Annotated in this window: 20 protein-coding genes; 1 reads left to right on the top strand and 19 read right to left on the bottom strand. The window is 47.2% G+C overall.

Annotated elements, in window-relative coordinates; genetic code table 11:
• Positions 1-301: 301 nt before the first annotated feature.
• From DWZ40_RS20330 to DWZ40_RS11850, 13 genes are all read right to left on the bottom strand, one after another.
• Positions 302-424 (bottom strand): hypothetical protein, encoded by a 123-nt coding sequence (locus DWZ40_RS20330; protein ID WP_279220662.1) that lies wholly within the window; start codon positions 422-424, stop codon positions 302-304.
• Positions 425-487: 63 nt separating this feature from the next.
• The gene (gene fsa, locus DWZ40_RS11795; RefSeq protein WP_118543218.1) at positions 488-1,141 is read right to left on the bottom strand and encodes a fructose-6-phosphate aldolase; all 654 of its coding nucleotides are present in this window, start codon (positions 1,139-1,141) and stop codon (positions 488-490) included.
• A 22-nt stretch (positions 1,142-1,163) separates the two neighbouring features.
• On the bottom strand, positions 1,164-2,501 hold the full coding sequence (gene rpoN / locus DWZ40_RS11800) for an RNA polymerase factor sigma-54 (protein WP_118543219.1): 1,338 nt from the start codon (positions 2,499-2,501) through the stop codon (positions 1,164-1,166).
• 35 nt (positions 2,502-2,536) lie between these two features.
• Positions 2,537-4,429, bottom strand: a complete 1,893-nt coding sequence (locus DWZ40_RS11805) for a sigma 54-interacting transcriptional regulator (RefSeq protein ID WP_118543220.1) — start codon at positions 4,427-4,429, stop codon at positions 2,537-2,539.
• Between the two features lie 212 nt (positions 4,430-4,641).
• Complete coding sequence (locus tag DWZ40_RS11810; RefSeq protein WP_118543221.1) at positions 4,642-5,607, bottom strand: D-2-hydroxyacid dehydrogenase; 966 nt, start codon at positions 5,605-5,607, stop codon at positions 4,642-4,644.
• Between the two features lie 96 nt (positions 5,608-5,703).
• On the bottom strand, positions 5,704-6,600 hold the full coding sequence (locus tag DWZ40_RS11815) for a TIM barrel protein (RefSeq protein WP_118543222.1): 897 nt from the start codon (positions 6,598-6,600) through the stop codon (positions 5,704-5,706).
• Between the two features lie 50 nt (positions 6,601-6,650).
• Complete coding sequence (locus DWZ40_RS11820) at positions 6,651-7,562, bottom strand: TIM barrel protein (RefSeq protein WP_118543223.1); 912 nt, start codon at positions 7,560-7,562, stop codon at positions 6,651-6,653.
• A 14-nt stretch (positions 7,563-7,576) separates the two neighbouring features.
• Positions 7,577-8,512: a transketolase C-terminal domain-containing protein gene (locus DWZ40_RS11825; RefSeq protein ID WP_118543224.1), complete on the bottom strand. Its 936-nt coding sequence runs from the start codon at positions 8,510-8,512 to the stop codon at positions 7,577-7,579.
• A complete protein-coding gene (locus tag DWZ40_RS11830) occupies positions 8,512-9,339 on the bottom strand; it encodes a transketolase (protein ID WP_118543225.1) in 828 nt (275 codons plus the stop codon). The genes DWZ40_RS11825 and DWZ40_RS11830 overlap by 1 nt, the downstream gene beginning before the upstream one ends.
• A gap of 19 nt (positions 9,340-9,358) precedes the next feature.
• Positions 9,359-10,018: an aspartate/glutamate racemase family protein gene (locus DWZ40_RS11835; RefSeq protein ID WP_118543226.1), complete on the bottom strand. Its 660-nt coding sequence runs from the start codon at positions 10,016-10,018 to the stop codon at positions 9,359-9,361.
• Positions 10,019-10,026: 8 nt separating this feature from the next.
• Entirely contained in the window at positions 10,027-10,863 is an 837-nt protein-coding gene (locus tag DWZ40_RS11840; RefSeq protein WP_118543227.1) for a sugar phosphate isomerase/epimerase, read from the bottom strand.
• Positions 10,864-11,089: 226 nt separating this feature from the next.
• A complete protein-coding gene (locus DWZ40_RS11845) occupies positions 11,090-12,259 on the bottom strand; it encodes an amidohydrolase family protein (RefSeq protein ID WP_118543228.1) in 1,170 nt (389 codons plus the stop codon).
• 88 nt (positions 12,260-12,347) lie between these two features.
• On the bottom strand, positions 12,348-13,379 hold the full coding sequence (locus DWZ40_RS11850; protein WP_118543229.1) for a 2-keto-3-deoxygluconate permease: 1,032 nt from the start codon (positions 13,377-13,379) through the stop codon (positions 12,348-12,350).
• Positions 13,380-13,776: 397 nt separating this feature from the next.
• On the opposite strand from DWZ40_RS11850, the gene DWZ40_RS11855 reads away from it, so the two are divergent.
• A complete protein-coding gene (locus tag DWZ40_RS11855) occupies positions 13,777-15,687 on the top strand; it encodes a sigma 54-interacting transcriptional regulator (RefSeq protein WP_118543230.1) in 1,911 nt (636 codons plus the stop codon).
• Positions 15,688-15,766: 79 nt separating this feature from the next.
• On the opposite strand, the gene DWZ40_RS11860 is transcribed toward DWZ40_RS11855, so the two are convergent.
• The 6 genes from DWZ40_RS11860 to DWZ40_RS11885 all read right to left on the bottom strand — a co-directional run bounded on the left by DWZ40_RS11860 (position 15,767) and on the right by DWZ40_RS11885 (position 25,902).
• Positions 15,767-16,759 carry a tripartite tricarboxylate transporter substrate-binding protein gene (locus DWZ40_RS11860; protein WP_118543231.1) on the bottom strand — a complete coding sequence of 331 codons (993 nt, stop codon included), beginning with the start codon at positions 16,757-16,759 and terminating at the stop codon, positions 15,767-15,769.
• A gap of 45 nt (positions 16,760-16,804) precedes the next feature.
• A complete protein-coding gene (locus DWZ40_RS11865; protein ID WP_118543232.1) occupies positions 16,805-18,328 on the bottom strand; it encodes a tripartite tricarboxylate transporter permease in 1,524 nt (507 codons plus the stop codon).
• Between the two features lie 12 nt (positions 18,329-18,340).
• Entirely contained in the window at positions 18,341-18,787 is a 447-nt protein-coding gene (locus DWZ40_RS11870) for a tripartite tricarboxylate transporter TctB family protein (protein ID WP_118543233.1), read from the bottom strand.
• Positions 18,788-19,162: 375 nt separating this feature from the next.
• Positions 19,163-20,182, bottom strand: a complete 1,020-nt coding sequence (locus DWZ40_RS11875; protein WP_118543234.1) for a 4-hydroxythreonine-4-phosphate dehydrogenase PdxA — start codon at positions 20,180-20,182, stop codon at positions 19,163-19,165.
• A 381-nt stretch (positions 20,183-20,563) separates the two neighbouring features.
• A complete protein-coding gene (locus tag DWZ40_RS11880; RefSeq protein ID WP_118543235.1) occupies positions 20,564-25,132 on the bottom strand; it encodes a type II secretion system protein in 4,569 nt (1,522 codons plus the stop codon).
• 140 nt (positions 25,133-25,272) lie between these two features.
• Entirely contained in the window at positions 25,273-25,902 is a 630-nt protein-coding gene (locus DWZ40_RS11885; protein WP_147354190.1) for a type II secretion system protein, read from the bottom strand.
• Between the last annotated feature and the right edge of the window lie 36 nt (positions 25,903-25,938).

Consider the following 25,938-nt stretch of genomic DNA (forward strand, 5'->3'; position numbering starts at 1 on the left):
GTTCTACTGTTGTTTGGTTTGTTTTTGTTCTGAAATCTCATTTCAAAGATGTCCAACCAGGACTCTTTTTTATTAGAATTTTCAGGGTTTTAAACACTGTTCAATCTTTCATTTTCAAGGTTCATGTTGTTGTCCGTTCCAGCGACAACGTTCAATATTTTATCACAACGTTTTTGCTTTGTCAACAACTTTTTTCATCTTTTTTATTTTTCTTTCAGATGTCTGCCCCGTTCTCACGGGGCGAGGAGTATCTTATCAAACATTCCAGGAAATGTCAACCACTTTTTTATCATTTTCCCATTTATAACAGATTCGAAGAGGATTTGATCATATCCTGTTCAATGCTGTAAATCTGCAAAAAATAGTTTGCTGTCAAAAACAAAGACAGGGCTGCAACGACCAGCAGAAAAACGGGCGTATCCATGATACGCCCGAAATGACATGGAAAGCAGCAGTCACGACTGCCTGAAGCAAAATCAATTGCTGATTATTCTCCAAACACAGCCTTGTAATCTGCCTGGAATTTTTCGATACCCTGGTCGGTTAACGGATGCCTGGTCATCTGAACCAGTACCTTATACGGAACAGTTGCGATATCAGCGCCTGCCTTTGCGCAGTCGATCACATGGATCGGGTTGCGGATGCTTGCAGCGATGATCTCAGTCTGAATGTCATGCATCATGAAAATCTCAGTGATATCGTTAATCAGATCAATGCCCGGCATGGAGATGTCGTCCAGTCTGCCAAGAAATGGAGAAACATAGGTTGCGCCTGCTCTTGCTGCTAACAGTGCCTGCGCTGCGGAGAAGATCAGGGTTACATTGGTCTTGATGCCCTCTGCGTGCAGAACCTTCACTGCCTTTAAGCCCTCTACAGTCATCGGGATCTTAACAACCATGTTCGGGTGAATCGCTGCGATCTCACGGCCTTCTTTGATCATACCCTCTGCGTCGGTGGTGGTAGCCTTTACCTCACCACTGATCGGTCCGTCTACAATGGAAGCAATCTCAGCGATAACCTGATTGAAGTTGCGGCCTTCCTTTGCGATCAGGGACGGGTTGGTGGTAACACCACAAATAATGCCCATATCATTTGCTTTGCGGATCTCATCTACATTTGCGGTATCTACGAAAAATTTCATGATTTTAATCTCCTTTTTCTTTCTAAAATACTTTCCGGTCGAAGCTGCCCCGGATTCCGAGTTCTTCCCGGTATTTTGCCACTGCTCTTCTGGATATCTCTATGCCGCGCTCCTTTAAGAGCGTTACCAGTTTCTGATCGCTGTAAGGTTTTTTCTTGTCCTCGCTGCGGATCAGTTCTTTCATAAGTTCCTTGATCTGCATGGTTCCAACCGCTCCCTCTGTCGCGGAAGCAGAAATCGATGCGGTAAACAGATTTTTCATCAGAATGGTGCCGCCCGGATACTGGATATATTTTCCCTTGATGGCCCGGCTGACGGTGGAAGTATGGATTCCGATCTGTTCTGCGACATCCGTCATCGTCATAGGCTTCAAAAAGGCGGTTCCATCCAGGAATTCACCCTGGTTTTTCAAAATCTGCTCCGAGATCGACTTCATGGTCTGTCTTCTCTGTGCAATGCTGTTCATAACAAAGCGGATACGCTCCAGCTTTTTCCGGAAATATGTGCTGAGTTCTTCATCCTGGGATTCTTTCATCATCTTCAGATAATAATCATTGATGTGGTAATCTTCCACCCAGCCATCATTCAGCTCAATTTCCCATTTGCCGTCTTCCTTGCGGAAAATGATATCCGGCACAAGATAGTCTGTCCTGGATTCCCCAAACTCTCCAAGCGGTCTCGGATTCAGCTTTGCGATCTGCTCAATGCATTTTCGCACCTCTGCGGTCGGCAATTTCAGGCTTCTGGAAATCACACTGATTTTTCCATCTGCTACATCCTGCAGGTGTTCCTTTACGATCTGGTATGCCGGCTCATTTTTCAGTCCTTGCATTTCCAGCTGTTTTAACAAACTATGCTTTAAATCCGGTGCAAAGATGCCATAAGGCTCCAGCTCCTGTAAAACCCGAAGCGTCCAACGAACCTCATCCTCTGCTGCGCCTGTTTTCTTCGCTGCTTCCTCCACCGGGATCGTGAAAAATCCATTGTCATCCAGGCATTCTGTCAGAAATTCCGCTAATTTCCGGCTGCATGCGCCAGCCGGTATCTGCTCCAGAATATAATTTTTGATATCTGCCGTTTCCGGCATGGGAATGTCTTTTTGACGCCGGTCTTCTTCCTCTGCAGTGTCCTCATAACTCTTTTCCAGAACGGTCGGCTGCTCATAAGTCTGACCAATGTCTTCCCTTCTGCCTGCCATATCATGATCCGGACTGTATTCCAGAAGCGGATTTTCCAGATATTCATCCTGCAGGAAATTACTCAGCTCCACGCTGTCCATCGCCAGTACTTCCAGAGACTGGATCTGGTTTTGGGAAAGCTGCTGTTTCTGTTCCAGGGTTAAGCCGTAATTCATCTCCATGTGTCTGTTTCACTCCTTGTCCCTTTATATCCTCTTTACTTTTCCCTGCGTTCCAGTTCACTCTGGCGCTTCGCCATTCTCCACAAAGTTGTACGGCTGACGCCAAGCTCTTTTGCCAGTTCTTTTTTCTTCTTTTTGGGCTTCAGGCGGCTGTACACAGAATCGTCAGATGTTTCCTCCACCAGGTTGAGTGACGGTTCTTCTATGCTGCTTTCCCGGAAGATCTTTAACTGCCGCAAAAGTCCCGTGCTGATCACGTCACTGTCATTTAACACGATGAGACGCTCACAGACATTGCGCAATTCCCGGACATTTCCCGGCCAGCTGTGCTGCGCAAGCAGATGTGCCGCATCCGGTGTCAGGGAAGGAATGGGTTTTCCCATCTCGCAGGCGAACCTGGTCAGATAAAAATCCACCAGTTCCTGAATATCCTCTTTTCGCTCTCTGAGCGGAGGAATCGTGATATCAAGGAGGTTCAGACGATAGTAGAGGTCTGAACGGAATTGTCCTTCTTTGATTTTTTCTTCTATATTGATATTGGTTGCGGAAACCACCCGCACATCGATCGGATGTACACTGGTACTTCCGATCCGCCGGATTTCTTTTTCCTGCAGAACACGAAGAAGCTTTGCCTGCAGCGTGATCGGAATTTCTCCGATCTCATCTAAGAAAATCGTTCCTTTATGAGCCAGTTCAAAAAGTCCGATCTTACCGCCCTTGGCCGCACCGGAAAAGGCACCTGCCTCATAACCAAACAGCTCACTCTCCAGAAGATTTTCCGGGAGTGCCGCACAGTTCAACGCGACAAACGGCTGGTCTCTACGACTGGATGCCTGATGAATGCTGTGCGCAAACAGTTCTTTTCCGGTACCGGTTTCTCCCACGATGAGTACGTTGGAATTCACGCGGCTGTAACGCTCTGCCATCTGGATGTTTTCGCGGATCGCCTGACTTTTTCCCAGGATATCCTTAAAGGAATATTTGGCAGTCAGACCTTTTTCCGAAAGTCCTTTTCGGATTTTCTGCTCTTCTTCTATGATCCGGTCTGCATTCCGGATGAACATCAAGGCCCCCGCCTCGGAAGTACCGTCGCTTAACGGCTTAAACTGTACATAATAGCTGGTCCCATTGATCTTTAAGATCCGGTCGCGGCGCCCACTTCCATCGATCAGTTCCGCCCATTCTTTCGAATGATCCAGCTCCTGCAAAGTTTTTCCCTCCACAGAATCCACCGTAGATAACTGGAAGATGCGGTATGCCTGATTGTTGATATTTAAGATCTGACCGCGCCCATTGACTGCCAGGACACCTTCCTCACTGTGATTGAGCATCTCTTTGATAATCACCGTTTTGGCACGCTCCTGGTTGATCGTCCTTGCTGCGTTGACCGCTTCCAGCATGGCGACTTCCACGGCATCGTAATTGGTATGGATATGTACCCATTTCAGGCCCATGCGGTCACAGATTCCGCACATGGTACCGGCACCCACAAAAATATCGGCTCCGTCTTCCAGTGCTTTCTGAATGGATGTTTCCGTCGTTTTCTGATCCTGCGCGTCATATAATGAAATAGAGGCTCCGCATAACTCTTCCAGTTCCTCCATACAATGAAACTTTTTCTTATGCAGGCAAAGCGCGATTTTCTTTGCATGCTGCTTTCTGCACTGGACCAGCGCATCAAAAATATCAAAACTGCTTACATGGATCTCGATCACATGTTTGTCGGGAAAAAGCTTTTTCAGCGTATCATATGTCATTCCGCGGGCCACTAAAACATCGGCATCCTCATTCTGTGCCAGTGCCTCGGGCGTCCCGAACACATAAATGGTCTCAATCTGTATATTTTTATACTGCGGCAGTTTGCGGACCACATCTTCAAAGATTTCTTTCAATTCGAGATGCGGTATAAATACCCTTATCTTAACCATATCAGAGATCTTCTCCTTTTTCTCAAACAGTGTTTCCGCCCTGTTTTCATGAACAGGGCCATGGTAAGTATACCACAGCCCTGTTCATTTTGCAGAAAAAATATATAAATTTTCTCATTTATTTGTTCGTAATGCATTACTGTTCACGCGTTGCGCAAACAATAGCGGAACAACAGGTGCTTCTTGATCGTAACGCTGTCTCTTCTGCGATTTTATTTGTTTACCACGTTCTGTGGAGCACCATCGATCACAGACTTGATGTTCTCAGCTGTCGTGTTCATGATACGTTCCCGTGCTTCCTTGGTTGCCCAGGAGATATGAGGCGTAATAATGCAGTTCTTTGCCTTCAGAAGAACGTTATCCTCTTTGATCGGCTCTGTGGAAACAACGTCTACGGCTGCAGCAGCCACTTTGCCGCTCTCTAATGCATCGTAAAGATCCTGCTCTACGATCAGCGGACCACGGCTGTTGTTGATGATGATCACGCCGTCTTTCATCTTTGCAATGTTCTCTTTGCCAATGATACCCTGGGTGGACGGGAACAGCGGGCAGTGCAGGAAGATGAAATCCGATTTTGCAAGGAGTTCATCTAACTCAACGTACTCTGCAACCTCTTTTCCTGCCTCACTCTGGAATGCATCGTAAGCGATGACATTGACGTTCATAGCTTTTAAGATCTTTGCGGTGTTTACACCGATACGGCCAAGGCCAATGATACCAGCAGTCTTGCCGGATACTTCGATCATCGGATAGTGCCAGTAGCACCAGTCTGCGTTTGCAGCCCACTCGCCCGCATGGACAGAATCGCTGTGATGTCCGATATGAGAACATACCTCTAACAGAAGGCTGACAGCGAACTGGCTGACATTGTCCGTTCCATATACCGGAACGTTCATAACCGGAATACCTTTTTCTTTTGCATACTCGTAATCTACGACATTGTAGCCGGTAGCCAAAACTGCGATTGCTTTTAAGTTCGGGCATTTGTCAATGGTTGCTTTGCTGATCGGAGTCTTGTTGATGACGATCACGTCAGCATTGCCGATACGCTCTGCGATCAGCGGGGACTCCTCATAAGCGGTTCTGTCATAAACGGTAACTTCGCCAAGTGCCTCGATCGGTGCCCAGCTGATGTCGCCCGGGTTTTCCGTATATCCATCTAATACAACAATTTTCATGATTCAATTCTCCTTTTGATCTTGCCGTCTGCAGCCATGTTTCCGACAGCCGCAGACCGGCTTTCTATCGTCATTCGTCTTATACCGTTTCTGTTATTAGTCTTCTACCAGAGCCCATGCGCGGTTTAAGCAGCGCTTAGTGTTTGCCAGAATGATCTCGTCATCCTCACCAGGAGCAAGGGTTACTTCCATGGACAGAACCATCGGATCTTTTGCATGGAAAAAGCCCTCTTCCTTCAGAACCTGCAGGTAATCAGCCAGCTGCTCTACATCGTTTGCGCTGTTCGGATAACCCAGACGCGGATGCTTGTCACCGTACATCGGGCAGCCCTCTTCTACAACTGCGTTTCCGAAATGAAGGTGCGTGATATACGGTCTTAAGGTCTGGATCACAAATTTGGAAGTCTCATAGGTGGTCGGGAAATGAGACAGGTCTACTAACAGGCCAAAGTTGTTGTGGGTCATTCTCATATCAGCAGCGAACTGTGCAGCATACGGAGCCGGTCCGATGAGCGCTGCCTTATCCATATCGAAATCGAATACCTCAAGTTCTACGTTCATGCCCTTCTTTGCAGCGTAATCGCAGACATTGCGGGTGGTCTTTAACAGCTGTGCGTATGCCTGGTCTTTGGTCGCCTCTTCCCACTTACCAGCCAGAAATGCGATCCCTTTTGCACCAAGGTACTCCGCCTCATTCACTGCCTCGATCAGGGTAGCTTCTGCTTTCTTTCTGCCCTCTTCATCGATATCGTTCGGGTTTAACTTCGGTCCGAGAAGTCTCGGCTGTGCACCATAACAAACCTTTAAGTGAGACTGCTCCAGGATCTTCTTTACTTCCTCGCGCTCTGCGTCGTCTGCACATTTGGTAACCTCGATGGCATCAAAATAATCATCCACTGCGATCCGTTTTACCTGGTCAACAACGCTTCTGTTCGGAAAAGACATCCAGCGAATGGTACCTACCTGAAAATATTTGTGAATAGACTCTCTCATGTTTTTCATCCTCCTGCTCATAAATTGTGAAATTGTTGGATAGTTCTAATTTAAACAAGTTCCCACGCCAGGTCAAGTGTTCTTTTTGCACCGGCCAGGCACAGATCCGGGTCCTCGTCCTCAAATGGTTTTACCTCAAAGCTGACGATCGGGCGTTTCTCTTCGTTTAAAAATCCGATTTCCAGCAGAAGCCGCAGGTAATCTGCCAGCTCCGTTACATCATTCTCACTGTTCGGGAAACCGAAACGCGGATGCTCATCACCATATGCCGGACATTCCGGACTCTTGATGACGGTATTGCCCATATGGGCGTGACGGATAAATTTGCGGACCGGAAGCAGATTCTCCTCGATGGTCTCGTGGATCATCGGGATGTGGCTTAAATCTACCATAAGACCGAAATTGTCATACTCCGCACAGATCGTTTCTGCATAACGTTTTACCCGGTCTACCGGACCGATCAGCGATTTCTTCGCGATGTCATAGTCGAATACCTCGCAGAGAATCGGCATATTTCCTTTTGACTTTGCATACGCACAGAGTTCTCTGGTCGAAGCAAGCAGTGCCTGGAAAGATTCTTCCATGGTCGCATCTTCATACCTCCCTGCCAGAAATGAAAAATCCTGTGCGCCGATCTCATAGGCTTCATCAATTCCCATTTTCAGGGCTGCAATGGCTTTCTGACGGCCTTCTTCCTTCAGGTCATTGATGTTTAACCCGGCCCCAAGCATCAGACCCTGACCGCCATAGGCAGTGACCATGTGAGCACAGGAGATCATCCCGGCCGCTTTCTTTCGCACCTGTGCATCTTTCATATGTGCAACTTCCACAGCCTCAAAATAGGGATCCGTCGTGATCTTTTTTAAACACTCCAGGATTGGACCTTCTCCGGAACCCACTTCTTTATAGGATACATGAAGGATCGTACCGACCTTCATATACCGCTTCATGGATTTTTCCATACGATTTTCCTCTTTTACTTTCTTGCAGCTGCCTTCTTTACTGCTTGTGCAACTGCATCTGCATCCAGACCGTATTTCTTTAACAGCTCGCTGTAGGGTCCGGACTCGCCGTGGCGATCCTGCATGCCGACCATCTCAACCGAAACCAGACTGCCGCTTTTTGCCAGAACTTCGCTGACTGCTCCGCCAAGACCGCCGATCACGCTGTGCTCCTCTGCCGTTACGATCGCGCCGGTTTCTTTCGCACACTTCTCAATCAGCTCTGCGTCGATCGGTTTGATGCAGTACATATCAACCACTCTTACGCTGATGCCCTCTTTCTCCAGTATCTCAGCTGCAGTGATCGCGGTGCTTACCATAAGGCCGCATGCAATGATGGTAACGTCGCTGCCCTCTCTTACAACCATGCCCTTTCCAAACTCAAACTTCGCATTCTCCGGGTGGCAGTCCGGTGCAGCATCTCTGGAAAGACGGATGTACATCGGCTCATTGACTTCGATTGCGGTTTTCACCATCCAGTCAGTGATCTGTGCGTCGGAAGCAACCATCACATTCACGCCTGGAAGGGTACGCATCATGGCGATGTCTTCCAGTGCATGGTGGGTAGCACCGTCAAATGCGTCAGATAATCCGCCGTAGCCTCCCATCATCTTGATCGGCAGTCCGGAGTAAGACATGAAGGTTCTTGCTGCCAGAGAACCCAGGGTAGTTAAGAATACTGCGAAGGTATTGACGAACGGGATTTTGCCGCTCTTTGCCATACCTGCTGCCATGCCCATCATGGCATACTCACTGATGCCACAGTTATAGAAACGGTCCGGATATTCCTTGCCGAACATTGCAGATTTGGTGGAACCAGATACATCTGCATCCAGAACTACGATATTTTCATTGGTTGCTCCATATTTTTTCAGACATTCTCCATATACATCACGAATTGCTTTTCCCATTACCGTACACCTCCCAGTTCTTTCATCGCTGCTTCATAGTCGGCATCCTTAACCGGAGCGCCATGCCAGGTATTCTTTCCTTCCATGAAGGATACCCCTTTGCCCTTTACGGTCTTCGCCAAGATGATGCTCGGAACACCTTTTACGGATTTTGCAGTCTCGATTGCTGCGCTGAGTGCAGCCACATTGTGTCCGTCGCAGACAATGGTATTGTATCCAAATGCCTTAAACTTCAGTTCAATATCCCCCATCGGCATGATCTGCTCAGTGGTACCGTCTAACTGTACGCCGTTCCAGTCCAGAATGGAGATCAGGCGGTCTGCCTTGAATTTGGTAGCATTCATGCAGGTCTCCCATACCACACCCTCATTGATCTCGCCGTCGCCAAGGATCGCATAGGTGTAGGCATCAATTCCATCATGCATATCGGAAAGAGCAATACCCAGAGCGAACGGATAGCCAGCGCCCAGAGGACCGGTAGAAGCTTCTACGCCAGGAGTCTCTTTGGAACACGGATGCCCCTGCAGGCGGCTGTTGATCTGCCGAAGGGTATGCATCTCCTCCATTGGGAAAAAACCTTTCTCAGCCAGTTCCAGATACAGCATCGGTGCTGCATGGCCTTTACAGAGTACAATCTTGTCGCGGCTTCTGTCATTGATATTCTCCGGGGAGATATTTGCATCATTGAAGTAAAGATTTGTCAGGATCTCGCACACGGAAAGAGATCCGCCCGGATGTCCGGTCTGTCTCTCATGTAAAATTTCAATCAGGGTACGTCTGAATTTCAGGCAAAGAGCATCCAACTCCTGTTTCTTTTCGTTGGTCATGTCAGTAATCTCCTTTTCTTTAAATGGTTTTCAATGTTTCTTTCACCTGCTCTAAGCAAAGCTCCGGGCTTGACAGGACAGGAATCTTACAGATTTCTTCGATTTTTTTATCCAGATGTGCCATGGACGCCTGAGCCAGCACCACACAGTCATAACCGGAAATTTCTTTTGCCATCTCCAGAAGGATCGCATCGTGGCGGTCCATCTGCATTGCTTTCATCGCCTGGAATGCTTCTGCGTTTGCTTTGAAATCAATGTAAATGGTCTTATTTAATTTTGCTGCCTCTGCGTTTAACTTTTCCCGCATCGGTCCTTCGGTGCTGCCTGCCGTCGCAAGAACCAGGATCTTATCCCCGTAAGTAACCGCTTTTCTTCCCATTGCATCATCAATGGCAATCAGCGGAACTTTCACAAAGGGGCGAATCATGTTTACAACCGGAGTCAGGGTCGAACAGGTCACCACGATCATGTCAGCACCTGTCATCTCAGCGGATTTGATGTCGTTGTAAAGGCGGCATCGGTTTTCTATGGTAAATGTTCCAATCTCATTCGGATTGTTGGCAAGAAAATCGTCCCACAGGTTGTGGATCTTTACCGGTTCCCCCACATAATCACGCAGCTTCTGGTCAAACGAAGCTGCCACCGTTTTCACGGTATGGATCAGCGCAATACTTTTCATAGTCCCTCCTATTTCAGTGGTCCGTATACCTTTTCGAAGATCGGGATCAGATACGCGGCTGCGCCTTTTGCTGCGCCTTCCATGCTCGGCAGCTGGAAGATCTCGGTCGTAAAGGCACCGTCATATCCGCACTCTTTAAACGTAGAAATGATCTTTTCAAAATCCAGTCCGCACTGGCCCGGGTAACGGCGGTTGTTATCTGCCAGATGTACATGAATGTTGTACGGACTATACTGGCGGATCGCATCGAACAGATTCTTTTCTTCCAGATTTAAGTGGAACACATCTAACATCAGGCGGAAGTTTTTCCGGTCTACCCGGTCTACCATATCGGCACCCTCAGCACAGGTGTTGATAAAATTCGTCTGCATGATGGTAACGGTTTCCAGGGCGATCTGCACGTTTTTCGGTGCAGCATAGTCAGCCAGCTCCCGGAATGCCGCGATCGCAAGCTCCTCCGTCTGCTCTCTGGTCAGTTCCTTGCAGTACTGCCCACGGACACGGCCGATGTTGATGTTTGCCCCCAAATATGCCGCAAAGTCGATGATTTCCTTGCTTCTGCGGATCGCCTCGTTTCTGTTTTCCGGATCCGGGTTTGTGTAGCTGAGTCCCAGCTGCCCGAAAATCTCACCGGTGCATACTAAAACTACTTTCAGTCCATTTTTCTCTGCTTCCTTTTTTACGAAATCCCAGTCAAGCTCTGACGGGTTTAACGTCATCAGCTCAACGCCCTGGTATCCAAGCTTTGCCAGATCGGAAAAGCTTTTCTCCAGCGGTCCCTGGTATGCCGTCACGGAATCTGCAATCGCAACATCCGGTGTGGCAACCTGATAACATAACTTCATACCCTCACTCCTTTTCTTTTCCTTAAGTTCCTTATGCTGTAATATAAAGCAAAACGCGTGCCAGGTCTTATTTTGCATTTCATGTACATTTTCCAAACCATTCTGACCATTTTTTTGCAGCTGCGGATTTCATTTTCGCTCTTTTTGTGTTTCGCCCTCCATGCAAATGTTTCATTTTGTTTCTCAATACGTTTTATTTTGTTCCGTGAAACATTTTTGAAACATACTATTCCTGTTTCATCACCTTGCCATCCTGCATGACAAATGGCACTTTGGAAAGGCAGGTCACATCCATCAGAGGATTTCCATCCACTGCAATGATATCAGCCACATACCCTTTTTTCAGACTTCCGATCTTATCTCCAAGTCCGCATACTTTCGCCGCATTGGACGTAACACCTTTTAATGCTGTCACAACATCAGAACCAAGCTCTACTGCATAACCAACCTCACGATAGAGATAACCATGGTAGGCATCCGTTCCAAGCACATACGGGACACCGGTGCTCATAAGAAGTTTCAGTCTTTCGCGGACACGCGGGCGGTTCTTTCGTACCCGGTACGCGTTGTTCGCGGATAAGGTTTCTTCACGCGTTGGATCCAGGAAAATACCGGAAGTGAAATCAACAACACAATTCGATTTTGCCAGCCATTCTGCATCCTGCGGTGTGCACATGTACATATGCTCGATCACCTGCACGCCGCCGTCGATACAATCTTTTAATCCCTGACCACCAATGCAGTGCGCAGCAACCGGAGTATTTTTTTTCGCACCCTCATTCACTGCCATTGCGATTTCCTCCAGACTTAAAAAACTTGGAACAAATTCACTGTCCGGATCCGGAACTCCCGGCGTAATAAAGAGTTTTAACAGATCGACACCTTTCTTTAAATTTTCGCGGGTCGTTTTGCGGATCTCCTCCACGCCGCAATGTGGTGCGCCAATGTATCCTGCGCCATGGCTTCCCTTCATGCCAATCCCGGCAGCCAGAAGCTTCGGACCAGTCACCTTGCCCTGCTGAATCAACTTTTTCAGCGTTACATCTATATAGAAGCGGTCGCCCATGCAGCGTGCTGTCGTTACGCCGCTCATCAGATCCTTCCGGAAGCCGTCAAGTGCGATCAGCGTCAGTTCACACTCTGTGCTCCATGCCAGAAGTTCCAGATGTTCCGGAATCGTGGCATCAATCGAAAGGTGGTTATGGCATTCGATCATACCAGGCATAAGGGTTTTGTCCTTAAACTCGATTACCTTTGCACCCGGGATTTCCGGACATTCTGCCTGGGAAAGAATGTCCTCGATTTTTCCTTCGCGGACAATGACTGCCATATTTTCTTTTGGGATTAAATCTTCACCAAGCAGAACGCGGTCTGCTTTCAAAATCATATCATTCATGTTCGTTTCCTCCTGCTTACGCCGCTTTTTCATTTTTTTCGTTGTTTCCAACCATGTTTCATTATCTCTTATCGCCGTTTCCTTACTTCTATACGGCTTCCTGAGCCTGCTTTATTGTGGACTCAGAAACAGCAGCCACCTCTTTTTTAGCTCTGCCCAGCCCGTGTTTTTCATTAAACTTCTTTGAAAAGCGTGCAAGAAAAGCAACCAGAAGCGGGGTTACGATTGCTGTTACAATGGTAGCTGCCGCAATCTGCGCACTTGCAGTTTCAACCTGCGGTGCAAAAGACGGGTCTGCCTCAGCGATCGCTGCAGGTGTTGTTGCGGCAACTCCTGCTACCGTACCAATCGCTGCGCCCATCGGATCTGCTTTCCGGCGGATCAGGCTGTAAACAATAAAGGTCAAAACGCCTGTGACCACAACCGTCATAAGACCAAGAAGAACACCAGAGAAACCAGCACCTGCAATGGTAAAGAAACTCATTCCGGCACCCAGGCAAAATCCATTGAACGGCGGAAGCAGTGCCATTGCCGTTGCAAGTGTTTCTCTCCACTCGTGGTCTAAGTTACCAATGATAAAACCAATGATCAGCGGAATGATGCTTGCCATGATCGCGGTAATCGGGAATTTACCGATTCCGGCAGTTCCAAGTGCGATCATCGTGAAAAACGGTCCGTCATTTAAGGTCAGGATCGCGGTTGCACCTACATCAGACTCTTCTCCATACTCACCGGCGAGTGTTGCATAAATAACGCCATTGGAGTTCGTTACTGCACCGATTACTGCAAGCGGCAGCAGGCCCAGAAATCCAGCTTCTCCAAACAATGTATTTAACAGAAGTCCGATTCCAAATCCACCGAAGAATTTTAATGCTGTCAAAAGTACTCCTTTGTATACGGTTTCACCTGCTGCTTTCACGTCAATCGTCGCACCGCTGCAAAACAGATAAAGACCGATCAAAGTCGGAATTCCATTCTTAAAAAGTCCTGTGGTAAATCCTCCGATCTTCAGCGCCTCCGGGAAAAATGTATTGACCGTACAGCCAAGCAGCAGCGGAATGACCATTGCACCGGCCGGGAATTTTTTCATTGTTCCGAGTATTCTGACATTTCCTATCATAACTAGTACCCTCCATAAAATAGTTGATTACATCCATTTGCTTCTTGAACCAGTTCTGACCTTCTATAAAGCAAAGACCGTGCCTACTTTTCTTATTTGTGGATTTCTTTTTTTCTTTTTCTAATTTCGTCCATTTCTTTGTGTAATATCTACAAAACCAATTCTGATTTTTCATTTATTATCACCATAGAACTTATATTTTTTCTTTCAATTTCTTTCTAAGTTGCCTTCTTTCCTTCTCGCAATCATTGCAATAAGTTGCATTTCATTGCATTTTTATCTGTTTGAAAATCAATATGCAATTTTTTGCAATTTCTTTCTTTTCTTTCCGCAAAACCTATTTTATAATAGCTCTATCCCTGTTTTCATTTTACGTTCTATCATCATGGAGGTTTTTATGGTCCGCATTATTTTTTACGCACCTTACCCACAGATTGTTCCGTCCATCGAACAGGTCCTAAAAGAACGTCCCGACCAGGATGAGATCACCTGCAGCATCGTTCAGGATTTTTACAATAACCCGCTCTATGACTTAAATGCCGATGTTGTCATTGCCCGCGGCTTCTCCGCTTTGACGATGAAACAGCGCGGCTGTCTCTGCGCAGAACTCAAAGTAGGTGGTTACGATGTCATTGCCGCTGTCCTGAAAGCCAGAAAACAAAAACCTGACATTTCCCACATCGCGATCACCGGGGCTTTTAATATGATCTACGGTGTCGAAACGATCCAGGATGCCTTTCCGGACATCCGTCTTTCTTCCTACCCGGTCACTTCAGAACTTTTGCTCGATGAAACCATACAAAAAGCGATCGCAGATGGCTGTGAAATGCTGGTCGGAAACTACACTGCCGTTGAATTTGCAAAAAAATACAACCTTCCGGCTGTCATGATCGAATCTGGCCGTGAAGCCATCAACAATGCCATTTCGGAAGCAAAATCTGCTGCCGAGATCGATCTAAAAGAAAAGATGCGCAGCGCACAGATTGCCAATATCATGAACTATTCGTTTCAGGGAATCATCTCGACTGACCCGGACGGTTCGATCATCTTCGCAAATAACTACTGCTACTCCATCCTTGATTCCGGTCATGCCATGTTAACCGGGCGGAACATTCGCGAGTTTTTCCCAAAGCTTCCCATTGAAGAAGTGATCAAAGGCGGAAAAAAACTCCTCTCCGAGATTTATATCTATGCTACATACCATTTGATGGTAAACTGTGTTCCTATGCTGGAATACAGCGAAAACTCCGGATGTGTACTGACCTTTCAGGACACGAGCCGGATCCAGGCAGATGAACTGCAGGTTCGAAAAAATCTGCGCCATTCTACCTTTCAGGCCAAATATCACTTTTCCAACATCATGCACAAAAGCAAAATCATGGATGCCGTGATCTCAGATGCCATGACTTACAGCTATTCCGACTCCAATATTCTGATCTATGGCGAAACCGGAACCGGAAAAGAATTGTTTGCACAAAGCATTCACAATTCCAGCCCCAGAAAAAACCACCCGTTTGTAGCGATCAACTGCTCGGCCCTCCCGGAAAATCTGTTGGAAAGCGAACTGTTCGGCTATGTGGAAGGAGCCTTTACCGGCGCTGCAAAAGGTGGAAAAATGGGATTTTTCGAGCTTGCGCATAAAGGGACTATCTTCTTAGACGAAATCGGCGATGTCTCCCAAAAACTCCAGAGCCGTCTGCTGCGTGTCCTGCAGGAACGGGAAGTTGTGCGTCTTGGAAGCGACACCGTAATTCCGGTCGATGTCCGGGTCATCTCAGCCACCAACAAAAACCTAAAAGAAGAGGTCGCAAATGGAAATTTCCGGCAGGATCTGCTCTACCGTCTGGATGTTTTAGAGCTGAACCTTCCTCCTCTGAGAAGCCGGGAACAGGATGTTCTTTTTCTGCTCAACCAGCTTATTTCCTATGAACATGAACGCACCGGCTGCATTCTGGAGGGAATTTCTGCTGAAGGCGCTGACCTGCTTCTTCGCTATCCATGGCCGGGAAATATCCGGGAAATGCGAAACTTCTGCCAGCGCATCTGCATTCTCAGCCAGGTGCCGCTTGCCGGCCCTGCAGACATCCTCCGGGTTCTTCCAGATGCTGCCGGCATAACAAAACAGCCGGTTCCAAGCCAGGTACTGGAAGAAATCCCACCTTCCTATTCTCCGTATGACGAACGCGAGGAAATCTTAAAAGCACTCTGCACCTTCCACAATAATCGATCCAAAACCGCAGAATTCCTCGGGATTGATAAAAGCACACTGTGGAGAAAAATGAAAAAATACAAGATCATTGTCCGGTAACACGCAAAAAGGGCATGAGAAAAAGGAACATTTCTTTTTCTCACGCCCTGACTTTTATGTCCGTTTTATACGATGAAATTTACTGGATTCCATTCTCAGCCATATAATCCGCTTCGTAGTTGGTAACGTAATCCGTTGCAGTTGCAGTATCCATGTACTCCGCGATCAGCTTATTTGCCTCAATGTACTCGGTCTTCCATGCGTCGGTCTCGGAAACTGCCTTTAAGGTCTCACTCCAGTAAGCTGCTGCCTCGTCGCTCATTGCTGCCGGAGCTGCTACACCACGCCATACCGGAACTTCTACGTTGTTGTAATCGCCAACTTCGCTTAAGGTAGGTGCATCTGCCAGGTTGCCGGTGTAACGCTCATTTGCCAGTGCAAGGATCGGAACCAGGGAGCCAGCCTCTACATACTCAGAAGCTGCTGCCGGTTTTGCAATAACAAACTCCACGTGTCCGCCCAGAGCTGCGGTAATCGCATCGCCGGTGGAGTCGTAGGTAATGTAAGCCAGCTGGTCTTCACTTACCCCCAGTTCTGCGATCAGAGCCTGGTAGGTTGCGATATCATCACCCTTGGAACCACCGATTACAACTTTAGTTCCGGATTTTACTGCATCAATTACATCAGCAAAGGTGTCATACTGCGCATCTTTTCCTTTGAATAACAGCTGCTTGTCCACTGCCATGACTGCAAGGATACGGAAATTAGAGGAACGGTTCTTGGTGTTGGTAACCATTGGCATTAAGTCGCCGCTGTTAAAGGTTAAGAGCTGGTAATCCGCATTCTTTGTCAGACCTGCAACTTCATTTCGGCCAACCTCACCGGAACCATCGGTCTTATTGGTTACTACGATAGTCTGTCCGTTTACCAGGTTTGCAGATGTCATGATATCGCCGATCTTACGGGTAAAGATATCAGAACCGCCGCCTGCACTGGATGTACACATCCACTGGATAGTCTTAGAAGGAGTAAATTTTCCGTCTTTGATGTCTTTGCTGCCACCACATCCGGTAGTCAGTACGGATGCTGCCATAACGCCTGCTAAAATACCTGCTAAAAGTCTCTTTTTCATAAATGTAAACCCTCCATTTCTTTATTTCTGGTTAATACGTTTGTTTTACGCTGCTGCGCCTTTCTTTTTCGCAAGGATCGGACGCAGAACTGAAACAAGAATGATTGCAAAGAAAATGATCATCAGTACACAGGTGATCGGTCTGGTAAAGAAAATGCTTAAGCTGCCGCCGGAAAGGATAAATGCCTTACGCATGTTGTTTTCCAGAAGCGGTGCCAGTACAAAGGACAAAAGCATCGGTGCAGACGGGAAGTTGTTCTTATTCAGAAGGTATCCCACAATACCGGACACGAACATGATGATTACACCGTACATAGAGTTGCTGGTACTGTATGCACCTACGATGCAGACTACCGTGATGATCGGGATCATATATTTTACCGGAACTGATAAAATCTGGATCAGGAATGGGATGATGCAGATTGCTACCAGCAGGGTAAAGATATTTGCCAGATACAGGGAAGCGATCAGGCCCCAGCAGAATTCCGGCTCATTCTCAAACAGCAGCGGGCCCGGAGATAATCCCCACATCATCAGGCCGCCAAGCAGTACTGCGCCAGTTCCGGATCCTGGAATACCGAGTGCAAGAAGCGGTGCGAATGCACCAGCTGCTGCTGCGTTGTTTGCTGCCTCTGCTGCCGCGATACCTTCGATCGCACCAGTTCCAAGAGGTTCCTCACTCTTAAATTTCTTCTGCACCGCATAGCCCATGAAAGAACCGGTAGTAGCACCTGCTCCCGGAAGAACACCGATGAAAGTTCCCATAAATCCGGAGCGGAGTGCCGGCGGAAGCAGACGCTTGAAGTCATGTCCGGTCAGCATGGATCCGCGGATAGAAAGCTTCATTTCATGTTTTGCCGAACCTGCACGTTTCTCATTATCCGAGTCGCGGTCATTGATCAGCTTGATCACCTGTGCAAAACCTACGGCGCCGATTACGAACGGGGTAAACGGAATACCGCCCAGCAGATGCATGCTTCCGAACTCATAACGCGGAGCACCGGATAAGGTATCCATACCCATGCTTGCAAGTAAAATACCGAAGCAGGTAATGACAACACCCTTGATCGGGTTTTCACCAACCAGCCAGCTAATGGAAGTCATTGCAATCAGCAGGATCGCAGTCATCTCGGAAGGACCAAATTTCAGGCCCAGGTTTGCAAGGCCAGGTCCCATGAAGGTCAGAATGAACATACCAATGGTACCGCCGATGCAGGATGCCATGTTTGCGGTCAGAAGTGCCTGACCCGGTCTTTTTCTCTTGGTCGCCATCGGGTAACCATCCAGAGTTGTGCAGACCGCCGGGGAATCGCCCGGGATATTTAACAGAATCGCACTGAAGCTGCCGCCGTACATATTAGAATAGTACAGGGCGCCCAGCATGATGATCGCAGTTGCCGGATTGAACTTATAAGTCAGCGGCAAGAGCAGTGCAACACCGGCCAGAGAACCAATGCCAGGCATTGCGCCTACGATCAGTCCAAGGACCGCACCCAGCATACATACTCCAATGTTCATCGGAGTCAACGCTGTGCCGAATCCCTGAAGCAGCATTGAAAAGTTTTCCATGTTCCGTTCCTCCTACATAAAGTTTTCGAACAGCCCCCACGGGAACTGTACCTGAAGCCATCCGGCAAAAACACCCAGCACAATGATCGCTACGATTGCTTCGATAATCACGATATGCAGGATCGGTGTTCCTTTCTCGATGACCAGAAGCCAGAAGAGCACGTACAGAAAGATCATCGGGATCATGCCAATAATAAAACTTCCGGCGATCACACCGGCACCACCGGCAATGACAAGAAGTTCATTTTTGTTGTACTGCGGCTTATCTTCCTCCTTCAGGGTCTGAAAGAATGCCGCCACACTGGAAATCACCATGACAATGGCAATGATGCTTGGGAAAAATCCCGGCTTCGGTTCTTTATCCCAGAACCCCAGCTGTGTAAATCCGATGACCGCAAACACCACTCCCATCAGTGCCATTGCGATTGGGATCAGCTGCTTTGAACCAAACCTTTTCACTTTGTTACCTCCTCCTTGTTGCGTTCTTTTTAGAACATCCTGATGACTCTATATAAAGCAATTCCCGTGCCATGTTGATATTTTTTCAGTGATTTCCCCCATTTTTTTCATCCAGGCCCCATAATATCATAGTTATTTCGCACAATCATCTCTCTGCTTTTTTGTTTGATTACCATACTTTTTGCCAATATCGTTTTATTTCCTGCAAAAATGTTTCTATTATTTGTTTCATGTTTAATTTTGTTTCATCATGTTTCATTTTCTATATTTCATTTTTCATGAACCGAAAATGAGCATACGGGAAAGGGACCCCTTTCGGAGTCCCTTTCCCGTATGCAATCAAAATTCAAACCAGTTGGCAGTGAAATAAAACAATTATTTTGCTGCTACAGCAGCCATGGTAGCACACTGTTTTACAGCATTTTCAAAGGATGCGGTGGTTACTACACCCTTTCCGGCAATATCATAAGCAGTTCCATGTCCGCAAGTTACGATCGGAATCGGGAAACCACCTGCAACGGTAATGCCTCCCTCGAATCCGATCAGTTTCAGTGCAATCTGTCCCTGGTCGTGATACATGGTAACAACGCCGTCGAACTCTTTCTTTACCAGAGCTTTGTGGAATACAATATCGGACGGATATGGACCGGAAGCGTTGATGCCTTCCTTCTTCGCCCACTCGATTGCAGGTGTGATCACATCGATCTCCTCACGTCCGCAGTCACCGTTTTCACCGCAATGCGGGTTCAAAGCAGCAACGCCGATTCTCGGATTCTCAATGCCTGCACCAGTCAGAGTCTTATAAGAAAGACGGATGGCTCTCTTGATGCGGAGTCCGTCATTCTCGCTTAAATCAGCGCTTACTTGTGCGATCGGAATATGGCTGGTTGTTCTGGTCGTATATAATCCATTGGTTACATTGATCTCACCAAATGGATCTGTGTGTCCCAGAAGCTGCGCCAGATAATGATGCTCACTCTCTAACGTCAGACCTGCATCATGCATGCCAGCTTTGTTTAATGGTCCGAATACATAACCACCGATTTTGCCTGCCTGCCACAGCTCTACACCAAGCTTTAACATATCCAGGCACGCTTTTCCGCTTACTACCGTCTTTGTTCCAAACGGAACCTCAGCCGGATCCAGGTTTTTCTGGTCGAGAACCGGAAGTCCCTTGCTCCAGTCTGCCGCATCGACATCAGAAATTACCTGAAGCTTTACCTTGTCTTCTGCCCCAATCACCTTCAGTGCACGCTCTAATACGCGCAGGTCTCCGATTACGATTGGTTTGCAATACTCCTCATAAAAATTTGCTGCTGCACATTTTGCCACAAGTTCCGGTCCTACACCCGCAGCATCCCCAAGTAGTACACCAATTACTGGTTTTATTGCCATGATAATACCCTCCTTCTCTTTAAATGCACCCTTTTTTGCATTTATGTTCTGATTATTTAATAAGCAAGGTACATGCCAACTCTCAAAGCTATTTTTATTTTGTAAATTTATTAACATAATTTGATACGCGCGTTCCTTTTCTCCTGGCAATGTTTATGAAAAAACCTTGTTTCAATCTTAACATGTTTTTCACAATCATAACCGTTTCAAAACGCTACGTTTCAAAAATCGGTGTTTTTGTTTCAAAAGCAAAAAATGTATCATTTCGTTTCATATTGCTTCAAAAATGTCCACAATATCCATCCTCCACCATGGCTGATTGATAAACCTGAGCTTGTTGGAATTCATTATGATAAAAATACGAAAGAACATCAATGCAAATTACTGAATCCAGTCACCGCGGTAAGTTTTCCGTTCCACGCCATCTTCACCTGCTTCCGTTGTCCAGATTTTATATGGATAAGAACTATTTTTCAACATCTCATCATATGCATCTGTAACCAACGAATCATAACCTTCATCCGTCATATTTGGTTTTAGATATCTTTCATTTACCTGACTGTCCGATGTGATGCCAGGCGAACCAATAATTTTGTCCCCTGCGCCTGACAGATGATATCCGCATTGACGAAATACAATACAGTCTGCCTGCTTGTTATCGCCAAGACTTCCAACCAGAATTCCCGTTGTCTGATCCCACTCCCTGTATTCTGCTGCGCCAAGCAGCTTTCCTGCAAAATAGCAGTCACTTACTTCCATTTTCGCATTTCCAGAATAAATACCGATCAGACCGCCAAAACCACCTCTCCAGCCTAAACGTGTATCGTACAGACTGGCAGTACTGAATGTTTTTGAAATCCTAACGGATCCCTGTGCCATACCGATCAGACCACCAACCGGTCTCCGCCCGGAAATGCTTGCCCCGTTTGTCAGGAGATCCGTTGCCTGGCTCTGCGCATACGACTGATTTCTGCCGGCTACGTAACATTCCGTAATTTCAGCCGGCTCCTGTGTTGGACCTTCCGGAACGTTCAGCCATCCGATCAGACCTCCCGTTCCATTTTCACATTCATTTCCATTTATAAATCCAGAGAATACAGACTGACTGATTTTTAAATGTTGTCCCATCTGTGCATAACCGATCAGTCCGCCTATACTCTGACCGCCATTCCGGTCAAGCAGTGCATCTTTTCCATAGATGCGCACATGATCCAATGCCAGATCACGAACATCTGAAAAAGCCACCGCACCGCCCACGTATCCATAATCTCCATTATTCGCGTAGACGTGCAGGGAATCGCCATAAATATTGATGTTTGTTAAGTGCAGATAACTGTTTGCGTCAGAATTTCCCTTTGCAAATGCAATAATGGCTGCAGCAGTTCCTTTTCCCTCGATTTTCGGATCTTTCAAATTCAAATTCCGGACTTCCAAATGCGCATTTTCCAGAAAAAGTGCTTCCGCATTCTTCCATCCATTTCTGAAATTATTCTGTGGTGTAATCTCCAGCCCTACAATGGTATGATTTTTCCCGTCATATAACGTAATATCGGAATTTTCGATGCATTTAAAACTTCCTGGTTTTGTATAGCTGTCAGCCCCGGACTGATAAGAATCAAAAATCTGGACCGGAACTCCCGGATATACCTCTGCAAGTTCTTTGCAGTATGCTTCTGTTTCCGCTGTGATGCCATGTTCCGAATCCGTATCCGGCTGCCAGAGAATATTATCCGTCTGTTCCACTTTTGTAATCTTAAATGGATTGGTATCACAAAAACTTAAATTTATCAGATGTCTGGCATTGGAAACAGCTGCACAGTATGTCCCATCTTCCAGTTGTGTTAAAGACTGAAAATAACTGTTTTTCGTTATGCCCTTTTTGTCATCCGGTGGAATTTCTCCACTCTCATCCGCTTTCACGGTCACATCTTCTCCACCCAGGAATCCATCCTGAAGATACTTAAATGCGCATCGCATAAACGCCTTACTGTCCAGATAAAAACGTACCTGAATCTGGGAAGTGCCAATCTTTGATAGTTTAAACCGTTTCGCTTCTTCCTTCTCAAAAGCCTGAATCCTGCTCCATTTCCATTGAACTCCTGAATCATTTACCTTTTCTTTTAGTTCCACGATTGAAGCTGCATTCGTATCTCCATAAAATTGTGCCTGATCCAGGTCTGCTTCTATCTTCAAAATAAAATATTTTGTGACTTTGCTGGTTTCTCCTTTCACAGAAAAAGTCAGATATTTCGTTTCCGTTTCGCCTGGCATATCCATGACATAATCCACCCAGAGCTGATTTCCATTATGCATGGTCAGTCCGTTTTCTGCCGCTTCCTCTTTCCCGCTCTCCTGCCAGTCTCCCACATGAAGCTTGAGAAATCCCGGAAGATTCTGCGCAGTTTCATTTGCACGGTCCAATGCGTTTAAATGATACACGGTCGGCATCGGATACCGCGTTTCCGGCTCTGTTTCCAACTTGGTTTTCAGTTCCGGATCGTAAGGCATCGCTTTGCTGTGGAATGCATTTTCTTCTTCGAATTTGTCTTTCCAGGCGTCGGAATACACCAACGCCCTGGCTCCATTGATCCAGACTGCGGTATAGCAGTAGGAGAAACGGGGATCGGAGGCCGCTGCTCCCTGCAGATCGCCCGCGCTGCCCTGTCCTGCATTGCCGCGTTCGGTATCCCCGAACAAAGCAACGAATGCTGCCTTTTTTTGCTGCTCGGCTGCTTCCGGAGCCTGCGGTGTTGTCCCTGCAGCTTCGAAAGTTTCAGTGGCATCCGGATTTTCCTGGCTTTCCAGAATTTCTGTTTTTACAATATCTCCATGTGCTTTCGCATAAACCGAAGCTGATACATACGTATGACTGACTGTGCTTACAGCCGGAAGCACGGCTGCCAGTCCACCGGCAGTATTATTGCGGGATACGATATTGAAGCGCCCCGGTGTCTGGTCGTAAGCATCGTTTTCATCGCCCGGTACCGGGTCAGATAAAAAGTTCTTTCCGGATGTATGACCGCCCACATAGCAGCTATCGATAGAAACCGCCTGATTTCCAGAAACCGTCCGCACAGTTCCGATCAAACCGCCTGCATAATCCCTTGCATCCACATAAACGGCAGACGCGCTGTTTTGGAAGTGGACACTTCCCCGAACTGCACCAGCCAGACCACCGGCAATTCCCCATACGGAACGGATCCGGCATGCAGTCTCATCCTGTCTGGAAAGGATATCCTGCGGTGCAGAGAGCTGTTTCCAGAATTGGTTCGCCGCAATGGTATCTTGAACCGTAAGCTCCTTTCCGTCAAAGTTTCCGATAACGGATCCGGCATCAATTTCTTTGGAAGAAGTCATGCCTCCCTTTGTGCCGGATGTCAGCACGCTGGGATAAAAAATTTTCACATTGTCGACCTGGATCGTCAAATCTGCTGCTTTTCCGCATCCGATCAGTGCGCCTGCACTCGCCGATGAGGCAACATCGATCTGGTTTAAGCTTAACTGGCTTACCTTTAAGTTTCTTGTTACATTTCCAAACAGTCCGCCAGACTCCTCTCCGGAGGTTTTCACGGTAAGATCACTTATCATGCAGTTGTTTCCCCGGTAGTCCAGGGCAAACTGCGGACTGACCGGCGAAAAGCAGTCTGGGTCCGTATAGTTTGTGGAGTCCAGCATGTAAACGGATGGATTATGGCTGCCTGTAACCAGCTGGACATTCTGTACGAAACCAGACCAGGAAATATCGGACTGCTGGAGCGCCGTATACTGCTTTTTCCCATCAAAGATCTGCGGGCTCAATCCCAGATTCTGGTTGTCGGAGTCTGGATTGAATTTCGAGATCTTATAGTCCAGATTTTCCAGATGACGCAGATCCGACACAAGCACTTTGTCCGTACGTTTTCCGGAAAACAGGCTGTTTTCCTGGCTTACCGTACTGGTTTCGATGGAACCTGCCTGTCCCAAAACAGATACCTGTGCATATAACCGGATATCCTCTCCCGGGATCAGGCGTTTCTCTGTCAGGAATGTTACTCCGCTTCCCACATCATTCAACTGCGCAAAATGATGATTTGCCGTGGTAATATCATCCAGAATCACACGATAGGCATTGGATGTAATGATCTGAGAAATCCGTCCGCCTGCCTTGAGATCGAACCAGCCTTTCGCCTTACTGGTAACGCCTTCGATATACAGCTTTGCCTGATAGGTGTTTTCATGGGAAATGCTGTTTTCCAGGTTTGGATCGATGACATCGGCATACAGGACGCTGTCATTGGTAATTTCAACCCTTGGCTGTTTTAAAATCGTGGATGGTTTGATGATTTCCGGACTTTTTGAAGCATCGCCTGCATAATAGCCGACTGGCTGCCCCTGGCTGGCAAACGCATCATTCATTCCGGTATAATGTTCCCGTTTTGTATCATCCAAAGCTGCCTCGGAAAGTGCCGTAGATTCGATATCTTCGCGCACAAAGACGTATTGGTCTGAATACCACACCGCGCGCACGGCTCCCTTCGCGGGCTCATAAAAAACCAGGTAACTCCCGCTGATCCGTACGGTCTCATCGATGGAACCGAACGGAAGCAGACGTGTTCGGACCTCAGAGCATGGATCTGCACCATCCGGCTGATAAAGAATACAGTAAATGCCTTCCGAGCCCTCTGCCGTAAGGGAAATGCCCAGTTTTTCTTCCGTTTGTGCACCTGAATTCTGAGTAAGCAGACGCTCAAATACACCCGAAGACGCATCCAGACTCAGATTATTCTGGACAGCCAGAAAGATTTCTTTTGCTGTCTGATCCATCTCCAGGCGTCTGAGCCTGCCCTGATAACGGATGACCGCAACAAAAGAAACACCGGCAAGAATCATGGTGACCGCGATCACCACAAGAAATTCCGCCAGTGTAAATCCGCCCTTTCTTTTTTTCTGTTTTCTTGCTCTAGTTTCCATTGATCTTAATCCTCCGGTAAAACCTGCATGCTGGTGCAGGTTGTTCCCTGCCAGCTTCCAGTTGGATCTGTGTTGCTGCCTGCACACTGCGCTCCCAGCAACGGATTTGTTTTATGTCTCTCTCATACTCTGTTTTTCTGCTATGACTGTGTATCTCCAAGATTCACTGCCCGTACCACCAGCTCATTTAAAATCGCTGCCGGAACCCGCTCCGCACTGTTTGTTTCTTCGTTCCGGTAGTAGACCGCAAGATCCTTTACCTTAAAACAGCCATCTTCATAAATGTAACTGTCGTAGTCCGTATAAAACAGGTTTCCCATAGCTGCCTGGGAAAGCAGCGGAACGGAAACACCGTTTTTGCTTCCCTGGTCAGAGTTGTCCGCCGTGTTTTCTTCCACTGTATTCTGTCCGAGATCTCCGTTTGAAGTGCCAGGCTCCTCATCACCATAAACCTTACAGATTCCCTGCTCATGATTGCTCTCAAAATGCATCCAGATTCCGTTTTTCCCACTTAAAAAATCCCAGCCATCCGTGCCGCCATCTTCTTCTTCAAGGGCAGACGATAATTCGTCTGTCATCAGTTCTGCTGTTGCAGACAGGATCTGCTGGGCTTCCGCCTTTTGTGTGACCTTCTGGTAAGCATTCTTTACAGCTGTCACACCTCCTGCAATGGCAACCGCTGTCATCGACAGGATCAGAAGTGCTGCCAGCATCTCCGTTAATGTCATGGCAGACGGTTCTTTCAGACGGCTCTCGATTCGATTGTACATTTTTTTATATTGAAAAAAGGTAGTCTTCATATTTTT

Origin of the sequence: Clostridium sp. AF32-12BH (assembly GCF_003477935.1) — a bacterium.
GTDB lineage: Bacteria > Bacillota > Clostridia > Lachnospirales > Lachnospiraceae > Brotaphodocola.